This is a genomic window from Providencia sp., from assembly GCF_052096715.1.
Lineage (GTDB): Bacteria > Pseudomonadota > Gammaproteobacteria > Enterobacterales > Enterobacteriaceae > Providencia.
In genome coordinates this window covers 14,836-33,819 of the sequence record NZ_JBQDNB010000006.1, presented here as the reverse complement: position 1 = coordinate 33,819, position 18,984 = coordinate 14,836, and the positions used below count along the sequence as shown (strand labels likewise).

Here is an 18,984-nt window from a genome sequence, read left to right as displayed (position 1 = left end):
AAATAAAGAACTAATAATTATTTATAATATATTCAATGTATTAGAATAATTAGAGTGTGTAAGTCACATTTATACTATTTATGACATTTATATTAAAATCTTTACTTGATTTTCTACCCTGAGAGCGTTATTCCTATAGGGTACCTATTACGAAAGGTAGGTGCTGTTTTCTTTTCCATTTTTAATGATGAGGGAAGTAAGGCATGAAAAGACAGAAACGTGATCGTTTAGAAAGAGCTTTATCAAGAGGATATCAAGCCGGTATAGTAGGGCGTTCGAAAGAATTATGTCCTTATCAGGCAGTAGATGCTCGTTCACATTGGTTAGGTGGTTGGCGTAAAGCAATGGAGGACAGGGCAGTTGTTACTGTATAAAAGAGAATATACCGTGATTTATTAGATTAGATAACTGAAGTAATTTTATATTTAATCTAAATATAATCTGTTAATTTATTAACCTCCGCATTTGCGGAGGTTTGCATTTTAAGGCTTAGTTGGCAATTAAAATACGCTAGTATCTTTAAATAAACCGACTTTTAGGTCTGAGGCGGTATAAATTACTTTACCGTCAACTAAGACTTCGCCATCAGCCACACCCATAATCAATTTACGGTTAATCACACGTTTGAAATTGATTCGGTAAGTGACTTTTTTAGCCGTTGGTAGAACTTGTCCGGTAAATTTAACTTCACCTACACCAAGTGCTCTACCTTTACCTTCACCGCCGAGCCAACCGAGATAAAAACCAACCAGTTGCCACATAGCATCAAGGCCTAAACAACCTGGCATAACAGGGTCATTAGTAAAGTGGCAGGCAAAGAACCATAGGTCAGGATTGATATCAAGTTCAGCTTCGACATAGCCTTTATTAAATGAACCGCCATCCTCAGTCATTTTGACGATGCGATCCATCATCAACATATTTCCTGATGGCAACGGCGGACCGTTTTCTCCAAATAATTCGCCTCTTCCAGAAGCTTCTAAATCATCTTTTGTATAGGATTCGCGTTTATCAACCATGTTCTTAAGATTGCCTTTATTATGTATAGGTCCATAGAATAGCTTACACTTGTACGCTGAACAACTCCGATCTGATATTTTTTACTCAACCAAGCCATTTCAGAAACCAAGGAAGCCTTGCTTTATCTGGAGTATTGGCTTGATGAATACGTTCCTGAATTAAAGCTAACAGATGTACACTATCATCATCTGCTTGTTGCTCAAAGTAAGGTTGCTTAGTGAGCTGTGTAATCGCTTGTGCGACATGTTCAACTGGCCAAATATGGAATTGGCCTTCTTTTACGGCTTCAATAACGTCATTGTTAGTGCATAAATGACGAACATTTGCCAAAGGAATAATAACACCTTGGTTGCCAGTTAAACCACGTTTAGCACAGATATCGAAAAAACCTTCGATTTTTTCATTTACACCACCAATAGGTTGAACATAACCAAATTGGTCAATTGCACCCGTTACCGCGATTTGCTGATCGATTGGTTGCAGTGATAAAGCACTAATAAATGCGCACACTTCAGCGAGTGAGGCACTATCGCCATCAACTTCACCATAAGATTGCTCAAACACAATGGACGCTGAGAACGGCTGTGGTTGCTCTAATTTCAGCTCATAATTTAAATAGGCTTCCATTATCATCATGCCTTTTGCATGAATATTGCCACCAAGCTCAGCTTTACGTTCGACATCTGTGAATTCGCCATCACCTAAGTGTGCGACACAGGTGATCCGCGAAGGTTCACCGATAGCTTCAGGATGACCAGGGTACTGTAAGACTGATAATCCATTAATTTGACCAATAACTTCCCCTTCGGTTTTAAGAAGGACTTGATCTTGTAAAATATCGTCTAAGGTGCGTTCAGCAATAAAACTGTGACGCCATAGACGGTTTTCTTCTGCTTGAGTTAATGAATCGCAAGTGATTAAGTTATCAATTTTATGGTGTGAGGCATCCATAAGACGGCGTGCTAACCAAGCACTATCTAAAGGCAGATTGAATTTGTCTTCGCAGTAACGTGTTGCTTGAGTAATTAATGTAGGCCAGCCATCAGCGGCAATATCCGGCAACTGATTTAAAATAATGATAGATTTAATGTAACGCATCCATAGCGATAATTGTTCTTCTTCCTCGAAAAACATAACGGGTTCGTATTCACCATAAATAGCACGGCTAAATAACTCAGGATCATTATATTCAATTTCTTCCAGTGCTAACCTATCTCCTACGATGATAATTTTCAGTTCTAGAGGTTGAGGTTCAACGGAAACTGGAAGGGTATGATTTTCAGATAATGGTAGCCATTCTAATTGACGACGATTAACCATATTTTTTAATCGTGTCCACATGAGTGGCTGAACGATTAACGTGTTAGCTGCGATGATCAATACGCCACCATTAATTTGGTGTAGTAGTCCAGGAACAAGTGTCATTGTTGGCGTGATATAGCCAAATAATTGCTCTGGTTCAATCCATGGGCGATAAGCAATGCTCTCTTGTGTCGAGAATCGGCTTTTAATGCCATTTTTCCATTGAAATAATTGCTTATCTTCAGATAGGCAATAGTCACCATCAATGGTTTTTGAATTTATCAGCAATGGTTGAATTGAATCAGCAAAAAGACTGAGGTATTCCTCACTTTCATCTGATTTGATAAACATAAACCGTGTTTGATCCGACTCATTCACAAAGCGCTGCATCCCATCAAATAGTCGTGGTTGAATATCTGATAGCGTTGTTGGCGCGAGTGTTGCCGAAGAGACAAAATCTGTTTGTAGAGACGATAAATCAGGTATTAGGCCTTGCCATGTAAGTTCTTGACTGATCACTATAATTATCTGCTATTAATATGGTTATAAATGAAATGCCTGCCATTTAGCTGGGCGCTTGTACCTGAATCTGGCTTGATGTTATTACATTTTTTTGCACTATTTTTATTATAACATTTCAGGTCAGTTTATTACCCAGTGGGCAAGTTTGCTATATTAGCCTTTGACAGCCAATCTTGCAGCAAGAATTGTTGAATTATTGACTAGAATAGGGAAAACATTAGCACAATTGGCAAAGTCATAGGCCATGTGAAGCCAATTAATACTGCGCTCAGTAGTCGCATATAAAAATTTGGGTCTTTGGTAAGCAATAGGGTGATTAACATAGAACATACGCCCCCAATCCCATAAACGAGAAGTATGTATTCAAAAGTGGACATATTAATTTATTAATTTGTTAACGGATGGATGCGAATTCTACACTATTTGGCGTCTTAACTGTTATTTTCTTTGTGGTTAAAAACAGATTAGTTGAGAAATTGAATCTCTACTTGAGCATTTTATTTCTAATATTGCTAATATAACTATAGGTTCGATTTTCTTCAGGAATAATTATGAAATATCAGCAGCTTGAAAATCTTGAATGTGGCTGGAAGTGGGAGTATCTGGTTAATAAATCCCGATCTGGCGAGGCGATTAGTCGTTATCTTGAAAGAAGTGCAGAAAAAGAAGCGATAGCGTTACTGCTGAAAATGGAAAGTCGCCCAATTGATGTGCTTAAATGGATTAAAGAGCACATGAATCCTCAGCTTGATAATCGAATGAAGCAAAGTATACGTGCAAGACGTAAACGTCATTTCAATGCGGAACATCCACATACCAGGAAAAAATCTATTGATTTAGATTTTTCTGTTTGGCAGCGTTTATCTAATTTAGCAGTAAAACGTAATAAAACGTTATCTGAGACTATTATTCAGTTAATTGAAGATGCAGAACATAAAGATAAATATGAAAATCAAATGAGTGCATTAAAACATGATTTACAGGCTATTTTGGGCAGCTCTCAGAGTAATAAAGATCCAAAGTAATAAGATTAAGCAATAAAGGGTCGCAGTTAATATTGATATTTTTAGGGTAAGTCTCAATTTGAGCATAATGAACAATTAAAAATAAGCCGAGACCAAAATAAGTATAAAAAAAAACCCCATAAAATGGGGTTTTTTAGTATTCAGTTCAAAATTCTAACTAGGGCTAATAATTAAGCGCCTGGTTGAGTTACAACTTCAGTTGTACCTTGAATTTCGATTTCAACGCGACGGTCTGGTGCCAAGCACTCGATTAGAGCAGCACGGCCTTTAACGTTGTCACATTTGTTACCAGTTACTGGATCTTCTTTACCACGGCCTTCAGCAGCGATTGCTGTTGTAGGAACGCCTTTAGATACCAAGTAGTCAACTACTGACTGAGCACGTTTCTGAGAAAGTGGCAGGTTGTAGTTTTGTGAACCGATACGGTCTGTGAAACCAACTACCAGTACGCGACCTTGAGTAGGGTCGATGCTGCTTAGTTCAGTATACAGTTCGTTCAGCGCTTGCTGACCTTCTGGTTTCAAAGTTGCTTTGTTGAAGTTAAACAGAACGTCTGAACGCAGTGTGAAACGTTTGTTTTCAACAACTGGAGCTGCTGGCTCAACAACTGGAGCTGGTGCAATTACTGGAGCTGCTTCTTGACCGAAACGGTAAGCAACACCAACACTCAGCATGCCATTGTCTGGACGAACACCGATATTGTCTTTATCACCTAGGCTACTAACCCATTGGTAATCTAAACGAGTAGCCCACTCTGGAGTGATTGCATACTCAAGACCTAATGCGTATACAGGTGCAACGCCAGTGTCAGTTTCTTTGAAACGTTGGCCATCTTGTTTAGCTTTAGCTTCTGTACGGTATACCATACCACCAAGACGAGTATAAACGTCTAAGTCATCCATGATTGGATAGCTCAGTTTGGTAGTTAGTGAAACACCCATAGATTTCAGGTCGCCGCTGTTGTCAGCGCCTTTATATTTCATTTTACCAAACCAGTCGTAACCGAGTTCAAAACCCATGTACTGGTTGTATTGGTAACCTGCATAAGCACCTGCACCGATAGTGTCACGGTCAGTAGAGTTACCTACATTATTCCATGCTTGGTTATCAGCTTTAGATGGGTTTAGGCTAGTGCTTTCATAGTGTGACCAACCTAATTTAGCACCAGTATACCAAGTGTTATCTTTTGGAGCTGCTTGTGCAACAGTTGTAAATGCTGCTACTGCCACTGCTATTGCGATAGCTGTTTTTTTCATTTTTTACGCCTCGTTATCATCCAATATTGGCTGGCTTCAATGAGCCTTATTATTTGCCATTGGTTCTATTTACTTGCTAGGTTCGCTGACATTATCTACAAAAAATTACGAAAAGTAAAAAATAATGCCTTACGCATAACAAGCTAAAGTCTACAACGAACGGAGAAAGATACAAGTAGAGTGAGCAATAAAGGTTAAAAAAAATATTATTTTATTGTATAAATCAGAGGGATATATATATTTAGCATCTTGTTTACTTTTTAGCTATCTAGTTGATCTTCAATGTTTTTCATTTCACTTTAGGGCTAATTATTACAAGAGGTTAAATTTAGTAAGAAAATTCTTAATATTGCTTAATGATAATAGTCTGAATGAATTTTTAGATGATTTTGCTGTCCAGAATTGATGCTAGCCATATTATATGTCATTTGTGGACGCATAATAAAGCCAATTGAGCGACCTTCTTGAGCAGCATATTGTAAACGGATGAAATCATGTTCACTTATTTCAGGAAGCCATCCTAATACGACACTATAATTACCACTTCTGAGTGCTTTTTCCATTGCATCAATCGTCGTGATAGATTCCATATGACTTAATTGCATAACTTTATGCGTTGGAATTCCAGCTTGCTCTAACCAGTGTTTACTTAATTTTTTATTTGGGCTTAACCAAAGCAGCCAACGCGACTGTATACCAAACTGCCGCAGCATAGGTAAAAGAATATAATCCATGATTGGGTGTTTTTCATCGTAGACAAGTTCACTCACTATACCTTGTTGCATTGAGTCACTTAAGTGACTTTCTGATGACAGAGTTTGTGTGTAATCATTGAGAGAATGTTCTGTTGTGTTATTCCAAGAATAGATGCTCATAATTCACCTCGTTACGATACTGTATGAACGTACAGTAACTGTATATTCATCCAATATCAAGCCTATTTTTTCAAAGCGCTTCGCAACTTTGTGGTTTTTAAATGCATTAAGCTTGGCATTTATTGTAGAAACTCTCAGAATCAGTTGTGTGTAATTATTTGTAAAAAAAGGACTTCTAAAGTTTCTACTCGTAGGAATTGAAGTGCAATAAGCCTTAAAAGGAGTGAGGGCATATGTCATTACAGGAAGAAAAAATTTACAATTTGTATCGGTTATTAGGTCAATTTGGGGAATTGAAAAGAAAAAATCATTTTGGTGGGCATTGCCTACTTGTTGATAATGCAATTATTGGGGTGATTTTAGAAGAGCATTTTTATTTAAGAGGATGTTTATTGGCAGGAAGTCATTTTGAGGCCTCGGAACTTAACCGCTTAGTTTATAGTAAAAAAGGGATCCCATTAGCACTTCGATATTACCAATTACCTGAACAAATATGGTGTGATGAAGGATTATGTCTTTACTACATTGAATTGGCGTATCGTTCTGCGATGGAGGAGCTGCAACAAAAACAAACAGTATCAATTCGTATTAAAGATTTACCCAATATGAATATGTCGGTTGAAAGGGCTTTGGGTAAAATTGGTATCTATCATGTGGAGGAATTGCGTATGATGGGTGCTAAAGCTTGTTTTCTTAAATTAAAACAACATGGACGACATAATCCGAGTATTAAATTTTTAATTGGACTCGCCGCTGCAATTGAAGGTTGCCATAGTGCCGTACTGCCAACAAATATTAAGCAGGAATTGATTAACTGGTATAACGATGTTAATTAATTACGTTATTGATTAAATATCATTGTAACAATATGAATAACAGAGCGGGCATTAAACGCCACTATAGGATTTTAATGCCCGCTCATCAGTACGTTTAAGATACGTTAATTTGTTTTATCATGAGCTTAATTTCAGGAATAAGTTCGAGTAACAATTTAGTTTGCTCTAATATCAATTGTGTTTTTTCATCGTCACTGGTGGACGTGTTATCAATTCGTTGTAATAAGCTTTGACGTAATTGATCGGATTTTTCATCAATTGTTTCATCCTGTTGAGTTACTTGAATAGCAGACTCTACGTAGCAAACTGCATCGTTTAATAAGGTAAGATTTTCGTTATTTGGCATTTTTTCGCGATGTGCACCAAGTGCTGAAATATAGCTTAATAAAGTATGATTTAAGCAAAGTAGCCGAAAAGCTTGTTCTTGCGTAATTTGATAGGATTTTGGGTCAGTCGCCATATTAGAAACAATAGAGGCAAATTCGGCATCATTCTTATGAGCATCACGACGAGCAATGCGGTATTCAAGACTATTATCTTTACCTTGATAATACTGTTGTAAGATTGCATCTAAGTAGCGGCAGTTGCTCTCCATTGTCTTTTGTATAACTTGTGGAAGTTGGCGAAACTTCCAGTCTGGCCAAATAAAGCTAACGGCAAGTAATGCAATGAAACAGCCGATGACAGTATCAATGATTCTTGGTAATGCCACATCAAACCCTTCACCTAATAAATTAAAACAAAATAGAACTAATAGTGTGATAAATAAGGTGGCTTGTGCATATTGGCTGCTACGGAACATAAAGAACAGTAATCCCGATACGACGATTAACGTAAGTTGCCCCTCAATAGATGGAATGATATTGAGAAGTGGCAAGCCAATCAAAATACCGACAATGGTTCCGATGATCCTTAACGCTAAACGTCGTTTAGTGGCGCTATAGTTGGGCTGGCAGACAAATAAACTGGTCAGCAAAATCCAGTATCCACGTTCCATATCAAACAATTGAATGATGGCATAGCCGGTACATAACAGTATTGACATCCTGACGGCATGGCGAAAAAGTGAAGATTTAGGCGTTAGATTATGTTTTACCCGCGCAATAATATCGCCAATACCAGAAAGGGATTCGTCAGAAAGTTGTTCAATTTGTTTATCATTTTGTAACCATGAGCTTTGTTCTAAACCTAATCCTTTAAGTTGTATATCAATGCCCTTTAAATTATTAAGCAGATTATGCAACGCTTTAATTTCATGTAGATTAGGTGATTGTACTTTTAATAATTGCAATGAATTTTCGAGGTAAGCAAAAGTCCGTTCAAAGCGAGGATTATGTTGGTACTGTTTACGCCATAATACGGATTGAGCTACCTGTTGGCAGGCTCTTGCTTGCATGGTGAGTAAACGTTGAAAGCGAAATAAGATATCGTAATGGCGCAATGTACGACTTAATTGCTGATATTGGACATGTGAGGAGCTTGCTCGTTCATGAATATCTTGTGCAACAAAGTAATAATGGAGGCTATTTCGTGTGCCTTTTTGGCCTCTATCGCCTTTTAACCTACTGAGTAGGACAATTTTGGCCTGATTCATTGTGCTAACAAGGGTGCCATTAACCAGTGCTAAATCATAGACGGATTGTTGGTAGTCATCTTCGAGATCGGGATCGAATAAGTTGGCTTTAGCATCTAAATAGGCAGATAGTTGCTGATAACATTGAGTAATGGCATCTTGCAATGGTCTAACAGGGAATAGAAGATGCCCTATCAAAGTTAAAATATTGTACCAAATAGCACCAGTCAGCAACAAGGCGGGTTGTTGATACCAAGTATCAAAAATGGGCACACCTAGCATGGTATAAATGGCGATAAGTAAGGCACCAAAGGCGATAGTTGCGTAGCGTTGCCCTAATGCGCCAAGTAGAATAAAAGCACAGGTAGAAAAAGCGAGACCGAAAAAGAAAAAGATGGGGTAGGGGAATAACAGTTCAATTGAGACTGATGCAATAAAAAAGCAAAATAAAGTGATGATGAGATTTTTTATTCTGCCCGTTAGCCTATCATCTAAGTCAGTTAATGCGGCGGCTACAACACCCAATGTAAGGGGGATCGTGACTTTAGGATCCTGACCTAATAACCATGGAACTAATGTTGTTCCTGTCAGCGCTATTAAGATTCGGATATAATAGAGTATATGGCTGTTATAAAGCACACGGCGAAAATTGGTCAGCAGCGTTAACACAAAATACCTCAAAGGTAAGACAATCCCTAATTTATATAGGATAGCTTGTTTCTCGATAATAAAAAACCGTTTGAAATCAAGCTGCCATTATTTTCATTATTGATTAATTCAGGTGCAAGACGTATGGAACTGAAATCGACGCAGATTGGACAGCGCCTGGCTCAGCATCCCTATAATCGGGTTCGCTTACTTAATGCAGGCATAGAAGTCAGTGGTGAAAATCACCAATACATGATCCCTTTTAATGAACTCATTGATATTCGGTGTAAAAGAGGGATTGTATGGGGCGAATTAGAATTTGAAATCATTGGTGAGCAAGTGGTGCGCTTGCATGGCACAGAATGGAAGCAAACTCAGCATTTTTATCATTATCTAAATGAAAAATGGCAGCAATGGAGCGCTGAAATGAGTATGGTGAGTGCTGAGGTGTTAACTTCACTGGCAGAACGTATATTGCAGCAAACAACTCAGGATGCTTGGCTGAGTTTACGCAATTTAGCGGCAATTAGAGAGTCAATTACACAACAATTCTCGTCGCTCCCACTACCTTTAGCACGTATTTCATCATTTCAAAATTGTTTTTCTCAATATCAATTATGTCAAAAATGGCTTAATCAGAGTCAACGCTGCCGTACTCAAATTAATGAAAAATGGTGTGAGTCTGTTCTTTCTCGCTATGCCGATTTTTTTCAAAATGTGGAATCTTCTGCGTTAAATTATTCTCAATCACTGTCAGTTATTAACGGTGAAGACAATGTATTAGTTCTTGCGGGGGCAGGTAGTGGCAAAACCTCTGTTTTGGTGGCAAGAGCGGGATGGTTATTACAACGTGAGCTAGCGAAACCAGAACAAATACTATTACTTGCTTTTGGTCGTAAAGCGGCAGATGAGATGAATGAGCGTATCCAGTTACGCCTTCAACAAGAAAATATTGTAGCAAAAACATTTCATGCCTTAGCGTTGCAGATTATCCGAGAAGGTAGTAATAAATCTCCGGTGATTAGTGAATTAGAAACTGACACTCAAAAACGTCAGACGTTACTATTAGATGAATGGCGTGAGCAGTGTTCAAGTAAAAAAGCGCAAGCCAAAGGTTGGCGTGAATGGCTATCAGACGAATTACAATGGCAAATTCCTGAAGGTGAATTTTGGCATGATGAAAAAATTAGCTATAAAGTCAGTGCTCGTTTAGAACGTTGGCTGAACCTTATGCGAATGCATGGGGGTAGCCAAAAGGACATGATAGAAAATACAGATGAAGAAATAAAAGACCTTTTTCAAAAACGTATTCGATTGATGGCACCTTTATTAAAGGTCTGGAAAAGTGCCTTGAAAGAGGAAGGTGCAGTCGATTTTTCAGGTTTAATACATCAGGCGATAAACTTATTGGAAAAAGGACGTTTTATTAGCCCTTGGAAACATATTTTAGTCGATGAATTTCAAGATATTTCGCCTTTAAGAGCTAAATTGCTTCAAGCACTACGTCAACAAAATAAGCAAACGGCATTATTTGCTGTGGGCGATGATTGGCAGGCTATTTATCGTTTTAGTGGGGCTGAGTTAAATTTAACGACCTCATTTCAGCATTATTTTGGTGAAGGTGATAGCTGCGCTTTAGATACCACGTATCGATTTAATGAACGTATTGGTGATATCGCGAATCAGTTTATTTTACAAAATCCTGCACAATTAGATAAACCCCTTAATAGTCTCACAAAAGGTAATAAAAGGTCGGTAGTTTTATTACATGAAGATGCGTTAGAGCGTTTATTAGATAAAATGAGCGGTTATGTTCTTGATGATGAAACGATATTAATTCTTGCTCGTTATCATTATTTAAAGCCAGAGATTTTAAACAAAGCACAGACGCGTTGGCCAAAGCTGAATATTAAATTTATGACTATTCATGCATCAAAAGGACAGCAAGCGGACCATGTGATTATTTGTGGTTTAAACCAAGGCAAGGATGGGTTTCCTGCTCCTGCGAGGGAATCGATTATTGAACAGGCTCTATTACCAAAACCTGAAGAGTTTGAGCATGCGGAAGAACGGCGATTGCTATATGTGGCATTAACTCGTGCTAAGCAGCAAGTTTGGTTATTATATAATCCAGAAAATCCTTCTGATTTTGTTGAAGATCTTCGCGAGTTAGGCGTACCTAGACAGAAAAAACCATGATGTATTTTGATTTTTAGTCGTGTGCCGGAGGTTATCCGGCACGGGTATGGCGTAAAATTAAGTTGTTCGTTTATTTAAATAGCTTTGATAATCGGGGATCACGATATCAATTGTGCTATCAAAATAAGGTGATGTGATAAGGAAATCTGCTGTTGCTGCATTAGTGGCAACGGGAATATTCCATACCGTTGCTAAACGTAGAAGTGCCTTTACATCAGGATCATGTGGGACTGCGTTTAGAGGGTCCCAAAAGAAAATTAGCAAATCAATTCTTTGTTCTGCAATCATTGCGCCAATTTGTTGGTCTCCTCCCATCGGGCCACTAAGCATACCAGTGACTTGTAAACCTGTATGCTGGCTAATGAGAGTCCCTGTTGTACCTGTCGCAAATAATTTATGTAGTTGAAGTCGTTCACTATTTTTTTTGGACCAAGCGAGTAAGGAAGGTTTACAATGGTCATGGGCAACCAGTGCGATATTTTTTGATTCGGCTAATTTACGGGTCGTTGATTCCATGATATTCCCTTAAATAAAAGGCATGATTTCGCCTTTAAAAACGAATGAGCATTTAGATACAAGATATATCATAATGTAGGTGAATAGTTTACTGATTTTGGGAGATATTTTGATGAGAGATCAAGAAATTGCTGAAATTTTAAAGCATGTAAATATAATTGCCTTAGTGGGTGCTAGTGACCGCGAAGATAGACCAAGTTATGAGGTGATGGAATACCTATTGCATCAAGGCTATACCGTTATACCTGTTAGTCCTAAATTAGCAGGCCAATATTTATTAGGCCAGTTAGTATATGCTCAGTTAAGTGACATCCCTCAACAAATTGATATGGTTGATGTATTTCGTAACGCAGATGCGGCCGTTGGTGTAGCAAAAGAAGCGGTCGACGTGAATGCAAAAGTATTGTGGCTACAAAAAGGGATTATTAGCGAAGAGGCTAAGCAAATTGCATTACAAGCAGGAATGCAGTTTGTAATGGATAAATGCCCAAAACAAGAAATTCCTGCATTAGGTCTTGAGAAATAATACTTTTTGAACATATGATGAAGTAAAGCAGTTCGATCAACTGCTTTACTATTTATCATTGACGAGTAATTTTAGATACCAACCCACAGGTTAGTTAGTTGCGTAAGCGCGGTGCTAATAATTGCGATCTTATTGATTCTGCTAGTTCATCCATTGACGGTTGTTCCGGATGGTCGCCAAAAGCTTCATAGGTAATTTGAGCTTCCGCTAAATAGGTATGAACAGCATCTCCGTTGTCATCTTCCATAACAACATGATACCAAGGTAGATCGCGCAACGTAGTGTTAGATGCGATATCATCATCATGTGGTTGTTCGAGCGAATATTCAGGGTCCACATCAACAACGACCCCAAGATAACCAAGAAGTTTGTGTCTTACTTGTTGCCCGATTCCATATTTACTGGTGATCATCATAGCGACCTCCTATAAGCCTTGCTTGTACTTTAAATCTATATATGGGCAGTATTTCGCGTTTTCAAGCTAATATATGGACAATTATCAATAACGCAATACACTGTCTTTATACGTTACGATGAAAAGCAGTGCCTCAGAAATTAGATTATCTGCTCAATCCAGAAAAGACAACTGCTAAATACACTGTCTTTATACGTTACGATGAAAAGCAGTGCCTCAGAAATTAGATTATCTGCTCAATCCAGAAAAGACAACTGCTAAAAGAAGGTATCGCTATATTATGCTCTAATACAGGAGACTATTATGACAGTATCAGGTCGCTATTTTTATATTTATGGTCGTGTTCAAGAGGTGGGTTTTCGTTATCAAACCTATCATTGGGCGAATCAAAATGGCATAAAAGGTTTTGTTTGTAATAGGGACGATGGAAGTGTCAAGTTAGCTATCTATGGAAATGAGCAGGATATAGACTTTGTGGATGAGTGGTTAAAAGCCGGGGGCCCGCCCGGTGCAAAAATAGACCATTTTTTTAGTGAAGATTGGCAAACAGAAGCAATAGCGGATTTTACTGTCCGCTATTAACGTTTATTAGATGCACTTAACTGGCTTAGGAAGACCTGCAAGTTTTGTGGCTTGTTTTGCCGGTCCTTTTGGAAATAGTCGATATAAATAGCGGCTATTTCCTTTTTCTTCACCAAATTTTTGTGAAACGGCTTTTACTAACATCCGAATCGCTGGAGAGGTATTAAACTCTAAATAAAAAGCGCGAACGAAGCGAATAATCTCTAAGTGTTCATTAGTGAGCTCGATATTTTCTTGCTCAGCCAGAAGCGGGATTAATTCTTCGCTCCATTGTTGGCTATCAAGTAGATAGCCTTGCGCATCTGTTTCAATTTCTTGATTGTTAAAAACCAACATACTTATTTCAATCCAAACAAAAGTAGAGCATAAATTTAGCAAAAATTGACTCATAACCCAAGGCGCAAGTGATAAATGTTGATAATTTCACCCATCAGTATGCTAAGTGTTTATTTTTAAGGCGAATGATTTAATTAGGGGTTTACATTGAATGCGAGGATGTTTATAGTGCTCGTCATTGCGGAGGGGTGGCCGAGCGGCTGAAGGCAGCGGTCTTGAAAACCGCCGATGGGAAACCATCCGAGAGTTCGAATCTCTCCTCCTCCGCCATTATTTGACGCCATGCTATTGATTAGCATGGCGTTTTTGCTTTTAAGGTTTTGCTGGTATGCCATCCAGTATGCCATTATGTTTTGGTTTCCTTCCCATGATATTGGTCTGTATTGGACGCTACCCTGTATTTTAGTGCTTTGCTCATCAGGATAACTTGATAGCAAAGTGACCTCGGCTATCTCGTTATCCTACTTTTATTATTGGGCTGAGATTGGTGGAAGGCGAAATGGATCGCCCATTGTCATGTAATCATCTACATTATCAATATTACGCAATGAACCCGCAATGAGTTGGCTCATATCCAGAGGCTGTATGCTGATAACCTCACCGTCTTTTGTTTCTGCAATCAATTGCTTCTCTTTTAAAAAGTAACTATTAGTGCCTTTATTAAATTCCCAGACAATTTTTTCAACGCCTTTATCGGGATATTGTTGAAGGTAATATTTAACGGCATTTTCAGCGGCTAATTTGGCTTGAGCGTCGATCACTTTATTTTGTTTCTTTGGTGCTAGGTTATCGAGTTTCTCCTGATATTCTTGCATTTTTTGTTTGAGTGCAGTGGTTTCACGTTCGATTACTGTATTTTTGAGACTCAGTATCGCATCGCTCAGGGTTGTTAACGTGCTATCAAACGCTTGCCATTTTTCTATAATCGGTTTTTCGCAATGCATTGTTGCATTATTTCTCAGTGTTTCAATATCTTGTTGATAACGGTTTGCCGATTCACTATCAACGCATTCATATTCAGGGAAGCTAATTCGACTTTCACAGGTTTTTAAATGGTTCGGATCAAATCGGATATAACGCTCACTTGAGCGTTCACAGCCCTCTCTTTCCCTCTTAATATATTGTGCTTTTTTGGCATCTAGAAACACCTTATCATTCCTCACTTTTTCTTTATAAATGGCTTTTTGCTTGTCCAATTCCTCTGAAATACAATGTGATGACATTCTGGATTTAGCCATATCAAGCATTTCCTGAATACGTGTTTTTGCTTCTGGGTAGTGAAAATACAAATAAAGTTCTTGATAATGTTGGTAATGATCAAAATTGATTATCGTCAGGTTATGAATGGTACTATTTGGGGGGATATGACGATTTGGCAGTGTTGAGATGACCTTTTGTATTTCTGGCCTATCTTTATTCTGTTGATAATAAGAAGAGAATGCGTCTTGTAATACCGCTTGCTCTATGGGGGATAGGGATTTGATGGCAAATAGATTACCAGAATATTGCTGTAACTTTTCTAACTGCTTAACGTCGGTGCTTAATTGATTAAGGCGATCATTGGCATTATCCCGTATTGACTGTGCTTGCTGTTGTAAAAATTGAGTCTCTTGCTCATAGGCTTTTGCATACAATGCCTGTCGTGCTTCTTCACTGTAATTGAAGTAACTTTTGCCTTTCTTGAGTTCACAGGTATAAATGACGTGTTGATGAACCGTATTTTCCGTTGACCAAGCAGTGGATTGGCAGATATCCCGATGGTCTAAGAGTTGTTGATACGTATACTGGCTAAAACCTGGGGACGACATATCTTTAACCTGTTGTATTGCGTTGTCACAACCGGTTAATAAGAACGAAATAGGGAATAAAAATACACAGATACTCTTCATGCAATGTCCTTCTGATAAAGGTTGGATCGGCTCATTAAGATTGAGCCGATAGAGAAACTTAAATAGGGGGGAAGGGGAATTAGTGAGGAACGTCACGATAATGCAAAGGTTCACAATCAAAATCGGTAAAAGTCTTTAGCCTATTTTTAGAGTTGGGGGTAAATTGCCCAATCGGTTTATCATTGACATAGACGTCAAATTCATCGGCATCGGCGATAGCACGGGTAAAGCTGTTCCACATATTGCCTTCACTGCGCGTTTGGGTTTGCTCGGGGATGTAATAGGCTTCGTCGTTAATCACGAAGGCGATATTGTGCGTATCGATAAGGTTTTCGCCGTGATAAAGGTAAACGCTATTATCGGCTTCATCATCGGCCGCAACATTACAGGCAATAATGACACTGAGGTGTTTATCATTACTGATACCGTACTCCATATACCCTTGTGCGTAGGTCGCCGACCAATAATTGGGGATAGCGAATACACTTAGCGAGTAGCCCATGAGAAAACAGGCGAATAGTCTTTTTTTCATCTTGATTTAACCTCTACGATGTCGAGAACAATATTGAAGCGCTTTGGCGGAATAACCGAGGTATTGACGCTGCTCTTCGGTTAATGATTGGGCCGTATTGATTTTTGACGTCATGAATTGGGCCAGTTTGTCTTCGGGGAACTTTTTACTTAGAAGTGTGAATGCACACTCACATTCTTGTTTATTAAAGGCATTACTGTTGTTAACACATTGATGCATAAAGACCGCTTTAGGCGACTCGGAACAACTGGCTAACAATAAGAGGCTTAAGAGGAGTGAGCATAAGCGAAATGGGGTGAGTGTTTTCATTGTGTCTTTAGCCATAAAAGAAGGCGTACACAGGGATAAGCCCTGCAAACCAGCCAATAACTTGTGGACCGATGGCCCAAAAGAGTTTGGCCTGTATCAGGCCTATCGCGCCTTCACGTGTCGTGATGTAATCCGGCATGATAGCGAGTCGTATGGCATTACCGATAAACATGCCCAGTCCTGTGCCTAACCCCATGACCATGAAAAATTTAATGCCCGCCCAAATTCCGTAAATATGACCTGTGGGGGAAATCCAATTATAAATCACGACAATGGCGCTAATCACGAAAGCAATCAGCAGGTATTTAATCAAATAAGGTTGGTTCATGTAATGACCTTTTTAGGATGTAAAATAGCCAACACGGAAAAGCATGTTGGCTAGGATAATTGAGGGTAATGCTTAAGTTAGAAACGGTAAGTGAGACCGAGCAGGATGTCGTTGGTTTTCACTTTGATTTTCGACGTGTGTTTACCATCCCCAACCGCTGTCGTGATATCCGCTTTTCCTGCATCTAAATAGCGATAGCTAAGACCCATATCCCAATCTTTATTAATGGCGTAATTCACCCCAGCACCGACGCTCCATGCAAAGTTGTTGGCAGTATGTGTGTTTGTATAATGCTCAGATATTCCCGGGTTATTGGCATCGGCACGCGTAGTTTTAAAGTCAACCGCCGCATAGCCCAGTCCGACAGAAACAAACGGCGTGAAATCCGAGCTATTTTTGATGTCGTAATACCCATTCACCATCAAGGTATTGAGTTTAACTTGGTTTTTAATATCGCGCGTTTGGGTCACGCCGTTGCGAACCCGGTTACGGATATTGTAGGTCGCGTTGGCTTTATCTCGGGCTATGAACTCCAATTCAGCCCGGACAGGGATATCAAACTGACTGGCGAAGTCATAACCCAAAGCGAGTCCACCGCCAAAGACGCCAGTGCGGTGGCTATCCCCATTTTTAGTCCCATTATCCCCCGCCTCTGCAAAGCCACTGTAGACAAACTGTTGGCCTGACATCTGTATAATCGAAGCCCCCATTTTACCGGTGACGTAGAGTCCTGTTTTACTGTCATCCGTGTTGGCGAATGCCGGTAACGTAACGCATCCCATCAGGGCTGAAAGAATAAGTACTTTTTTCATGAATGATTTCCTTTTAAGCAATATAAAATTAAGTGTGGTTGAGTTGTGTTATGTCAGCGAGGGGGAGTGAGCGATTTAACTCAATCACCTTGATATCACTGACATAAAGACAATTTAGCGTAAGAGAGTTTAACTTAATCGATCTGTTTTACCTATTAATAAATGAAATACGATCGGTAATATCGATCATAACTATCAATAAGCCCTTATCGATCGGCGGAATCGATCAACATCTTTTGGGGGCTAATAAGAAAAATCGTTAATGGATGGTTGATGAAACGGGAAGAGGATGGATGAGGTGTTTAGAATAACCTCCGTGAACTATCTACTATTATCGAATGCAAAAATACGGTTATCGAGTGTAATAATGGGGTATCCGCTAACTCGGTGGACTTTTGGGTTAATCATTTAATATCGAGAAAACAATCACTTTTCTGCATTTGATTATAGAGGCTAAAGCCTAATTCCGTGAATATCCAACTCTGTGAGGGATGCCATCGAAGTAAACCTTTCCTCTCCAGTGAGCGTAACGTTCTTTTATTGCAGAGTTGACCGAATTTGAGTTTCACATTGCGCATTGTTTGTATCTGTCGTTCTGATAGATTCATCTTATTCGTCATAAACCCAATGACCTCTTCTGGTGGTTCATCGTTTTTCACAGTGGGCAAAATGCGAGTGCATTTGCTCTGTCAGTACCCACAAGGCTTTATTGAGTTTAATGTCACCATCAATCCCATTCACGGAGCGCGTGCGGGCACGCTTACCCTTTACGGTACGGCCTGATAATCCCCCCTTAATTAAATTCTCTTGCAAACGTTGATAGACTGTCCACAAATCATCTTTCTTATCTTCGAAGCGCCGAGGTTGTAATACTTGGGCTTCGGTGATGGGATGGTGCTCTTCACCATAACGATACGTTAACGCGGCTTGGGCAAAGATATGTTGCGCTGAAAAGGGCAATATGAGTGATTGCATTTGCTCACGCTTATCGGCAATCGCCTCGAAGGTCTCTAACACTTCGTAAGCACCTTCAATCACTTTATCGACCACATTCCCTTTATGTGGCACTCTGACTTCGCCAAAACGGTCTCCGCAAACTAGCCCATTAGCACAAACGTATCGAAAAAAGCCCGGTAACATTTGATAACTGCTGGAGCCATCATGGCTATTGAGCAAGATGATTTCAGGGACTTGGCTCCCCGTGATTTGGTCATGACGGCGTAATCGAAGTAGATGTTTGGTGTGCTCTCGACGACGGATATCTCGAACGCGAGTTTGACACGCAAAAAAGGGCTGGAAGCCTTCTCGTTGCAGGCTTTCTAACAGCGAGGCGGTCGAGATGTAAGTGTATTTTTCACTGCGTGAAACGTGTTTTTCTTCGGAGAAGATACTGGGTACAGTGCGAAATAATTCTTCAATAGTGAGTGGGCGGTCACGACGAATACTGTTGGCAGAACAAAAACGAGACGCTAATAAGCTCATG

General features: G+C 39.3%; 21 protein-coding genes and 1 tRNA gene. 7 read left to right on the top strand and 15 right to left on the bottom strand.

The genetic code is table 11. The annotated features are described in order from the left end of the window. Window positions 1-203 precede the first annotated feature (203 nt). Entirely contained in the window at window positions 204-374 is a 171-nt protein-coding gene (gene rmf, locus ACTH6U_RS06935) for a ribosome modulation factor (protein ID WP_294107299.1), read from the top strand. 126 nt (window positions 375-500) lie between these two features. Here rmf and fabA read toward each other — a convergent pair whose 3' ends face one another. From fabA to ACTH6U_RS06920, 3 genes are all read right to left on the bottom strand, one after another. Then, window positions 501-1,019: a bifunctional 3-hydroxydecanoyl-ACP dehydratase/trans-2-decenoyl-ACP isomerase gene (gene fabA / locus ACTH6U_RS06930; protein WP_294107298.1), complete on the bottom strand. Its 519-nt coding sequence runs from the start codon at window positions 1,017-1,019 to the stop codon at window positions 501-503. Window positions 1,020-1,104: 85 nt separating this feature from the next. Further along, entirely contained in the window at window positions 1,105-2,841 is a 1,737-nt protein-coding gene (locus ACTH6U_RS06925; protein ID WP_441831889.1) for an AAA family ATPase, read from the bottom strand. A gap of 203 nt (window positions 2,842-3,044) precedes the next feature. Further along, complete coding sequence (locus ACTH6U_RS06920) at window positions 3,045-3,167, bottom strand: GhoT/OrtT family toxin (RefSeq protein ID WP_434720022.1); 123 nt, start codon at window positions 3,165-3,167, stop codon at window positions 3,045-3,047. A 228-nt stretch (window positions 3,168-3,395) separates the two neighbouring features. Here ACTH6U_RS06920 and matP point away from each other — a divergent pair, with 228 nt between their 5' ends. After that, window positions 3,396-3,869, top strand: a complete 474-nt coding sequence (matP, locus tag ACTH6U_RS06915; RefSeq protein ID WP_441831888.1) for a macrodomain Ter protein MatP — start codon at window positions 3,396-3,398, stop codon at window positions 3,867-3,869. Between the two features lie 170 nt (window positions 3,870-4,039). On the opposite strand, the gene ompA is transcribed toward matP, so the two are convergent. Continuing rightward, window positions 4,040-5,125: a porin OmpA gene (gene ompA / locus ACTH6U_RS06910; protein WP_294107294.1), complete on the bottom strand. Its 1,086-nt coding sequence runs from the start codon at window positions 5,123-5,125 to the stop codon at window positions 4,040-4,042. 353 nt (window positions 5,126-5,478) lie between these two features. Next, a complete protein-coding gene (gene sulA / locus ACTH6U_RS06905) occupies window positions 5,479-6,000 on the bottom strand; it encodes an SOS-induced cell division inhibitor SulA (RefSeq protein WP_294107293.1) in 522 nt (173 codons plus the stop codon). 233 nt (window positions 6,001-6,233) lie between these two features. Between sulA and ACTH6U_RS06900 the strand changes: the two genes are divergently transcribed. Continuing rightward, entirely contained in the window at window positions 6,234-6,836 is a 603-nt protein-coding gene (locus ACTH6U_RS06900) for a TfoX/Sxy family DNA transformation protein (RefSeq protein ID WP_441831887.1), read from the top strand. A 94-nt stretch (window positions 6,837-6,930) separates the two neighbouring features. On the opposite strand, the gene yccS is transcribed toward ACTH6U_RS06900, so the two are convergent. Continuing rightward, window positions 6,931-9,078, bottom strand: coding sequence for a YccS family putative transporter (yccS, locus tag ACTH6U_RS06895; protein WP_441831886.1), 2,148 nt, complete (start codon window positions 9,076-9,078; stop codon window positions 6,931-6,933). 123 nt (window positions 9,079-9,201) lie between these two features. Here yccS and helD point away from each other — a divergent pair, with 123 nt between their 5' ends. Further along, window positions 9,202-11,256: a DNA helicase IV gene (gene helD / locus ACTH6U_RS06890; protein WP_441831885.1), complete on the top strand. Its 2,055-nt coding sequence runs from the start codon at window positions 9,202-9,204 to the stop codon at window positions 11,254-11,256. A gap of 57 nt (window positions 11,257-11,313) precedes the next feature. Here helD and ACTH6U_RS06885 read toward each other — a convergent pair whose 3' ends face one another. Beyond that, window positions 11,314-11,772, bottom strand: a complete 459-nt coding sequence (locus ACTH6U_RS06885; protein ID WP_294107290.1) for a methylglyoxal synthase — start codon at window positions 11,770-11,772, stop codon at window positions 11,314-11,316. 112 nt (window positions 11,773-11,884) lie between these two features. Between ACTH6U_RS06885 and ACTH6U_RS06880 the strand changes: the two genes are divergently transcribed. Continuing rightward, complete coding sequence (locus ACTH6U_RS06880) at window positions 11,885-12,298, top strand: CoA-binding protein (protein WP_294107289.1); 414 nt, start codon at window positions 11,885-11,887, stop codon at window positions 12,296-12,298. Window positions 12,299-12,392: 94 nt separating this feature from the next. Here the strand turns inward: ACTH6U_RS06880 and hspQ are convergent, their stop codons facing one another. Then, entirely contained in the window at window positions 12,393-12,713 is a 321-nt protein-coding gene (hspQ, locus tag ACTH6U_RS06875) for a heat shock protein HspQ (protein ID WP_294107288.1), read from the bottom strand. A gap of 303 nt (window positions 12,714-13,016) precedes the next feature. Here hspQ and ACTH6U_RS06870 point away from each other — a divergent pair, with 303 nt between their 5' ends. Further along, on the top strand, window positions 13,017-13,295 hold the full coding sequence (locus tag ACTH6U_RS06870) for an acylphosphatase (RefSeq protein ID WP_434720017.1): 279 nt from the start codon (window positions 13,017-13,019) through the stop codon (window positions 13,293-13,295). Between the two features lie 6 nt (window positions 13,296-13,301). On the opposite strand, the gene tusE is transcribed toward ACTH6U_RS06870, so the two are convergent. Further along, on the bottom strand, window positions 13,302-13,631 hold the full coding sequence (tusE, locus tag ACTH6U_RS06865; RefSeq protein WP_294107286.1) for a sulfurtransferase TusE: 330 nt from the start codon (window positions 13,629-13,631) through the stop codon (window positions 13,302-13,304). Between the two features lie 182 nt (window positions 13,632-13,813). Here tusE and ACTH6U_RS06860 point away from each other — a divergent pair. Then, window positions 13,814-13,901, top strand: a tRNA-Ser gene (locus tag ACTH6U_RS06860). Window positions 13,902-14,101: 200 nt separating this feature from the next. Here ACTH6U_RS06860 and ACTH6U_RS06855 read toward each other — a convergent pair. The 6 genes from ACTH6U_RS06855 to ACTH6U_RS06830 all read right to left on the bottom strand — a co-directional run bounded on the left by ACTH6U_RS06855 (window position 14,102) and on the right by ACTH6U_RS06830 (window position 18,983). After that, the gene (locus ACTH6U_RS06855) at window positions 14,102-15,520 is read right to left on the bottom strand and encodes a hypothetical protein (RefSeq protein WP_441831884.1); all 1,419 of its coding nucleotides are present in this window, start codon (window positions 15,518-15,520) and stop codon (window positions 14,102-14,104) included. 79 nt (window positions 15,521-15,599) lie between these two features. Further along, on the bottom strand, window positions 15,600-16,022 hold the full coding sequence (locus tag ACTH6U_RS06850; RefSeq protein WP_441831883.1) for a hypothetical protein: 423 nt from the start codon (window positions 16,020-16,022) through the stop codon (window positions 15,600-15,602). Between the two features lie 36 nt (window positions 16,023-16,058). After that, window positions 16,059-16,361 carry a hypothetical protein gene (locus tag ACTH6U_RS06845; RefSeq protein WP_441831882.1) on the bottom strand — a complete coding sequence of 101 codons (303 nt, stop codon included), beginning with the start codon at window positions 16,359-16,361 and terminating at the stop codon, window positions 16,059-16,061. A gap of 7 nt (window positions 16,362-16,368) precedes the next feature. Then, a complete protein-coding gene (locus ACTH6U_RS06840; protein WP_441831881.1) occupies window positions 16,369-16,689 on the bottom strand; it encodes a hypothetical protein in 321 nt (106 codons plus the stop codon). 77 nt (window positions 16,690-16,766) lie between these two features. Further along, window positions 16,767-17,501: an outer membrane protein gene (locus ACTH6U_RS06835; RefSeq protein ID WP_441831880.1), complete on the bottom strand. Its 735-nt coding sequence runs from the start codon at window positions 17,499-17,501 to the stop codon at window positions 16,767-16,769. 645 nt (window positions 17,502-18,146) lie between these two features. Next, a complete protein-coding gene (locus tag ACTH6U_RS06830; RefSeq protein ID WP_441831879.1) occupies window positions 18,147-18,983 on the bottom strand; it encodes a DUF932 domain-containing protein in 837 nt (278 codons plus the stop codon). Window position 18,984 lies beyond the last annotated feature (1 nt).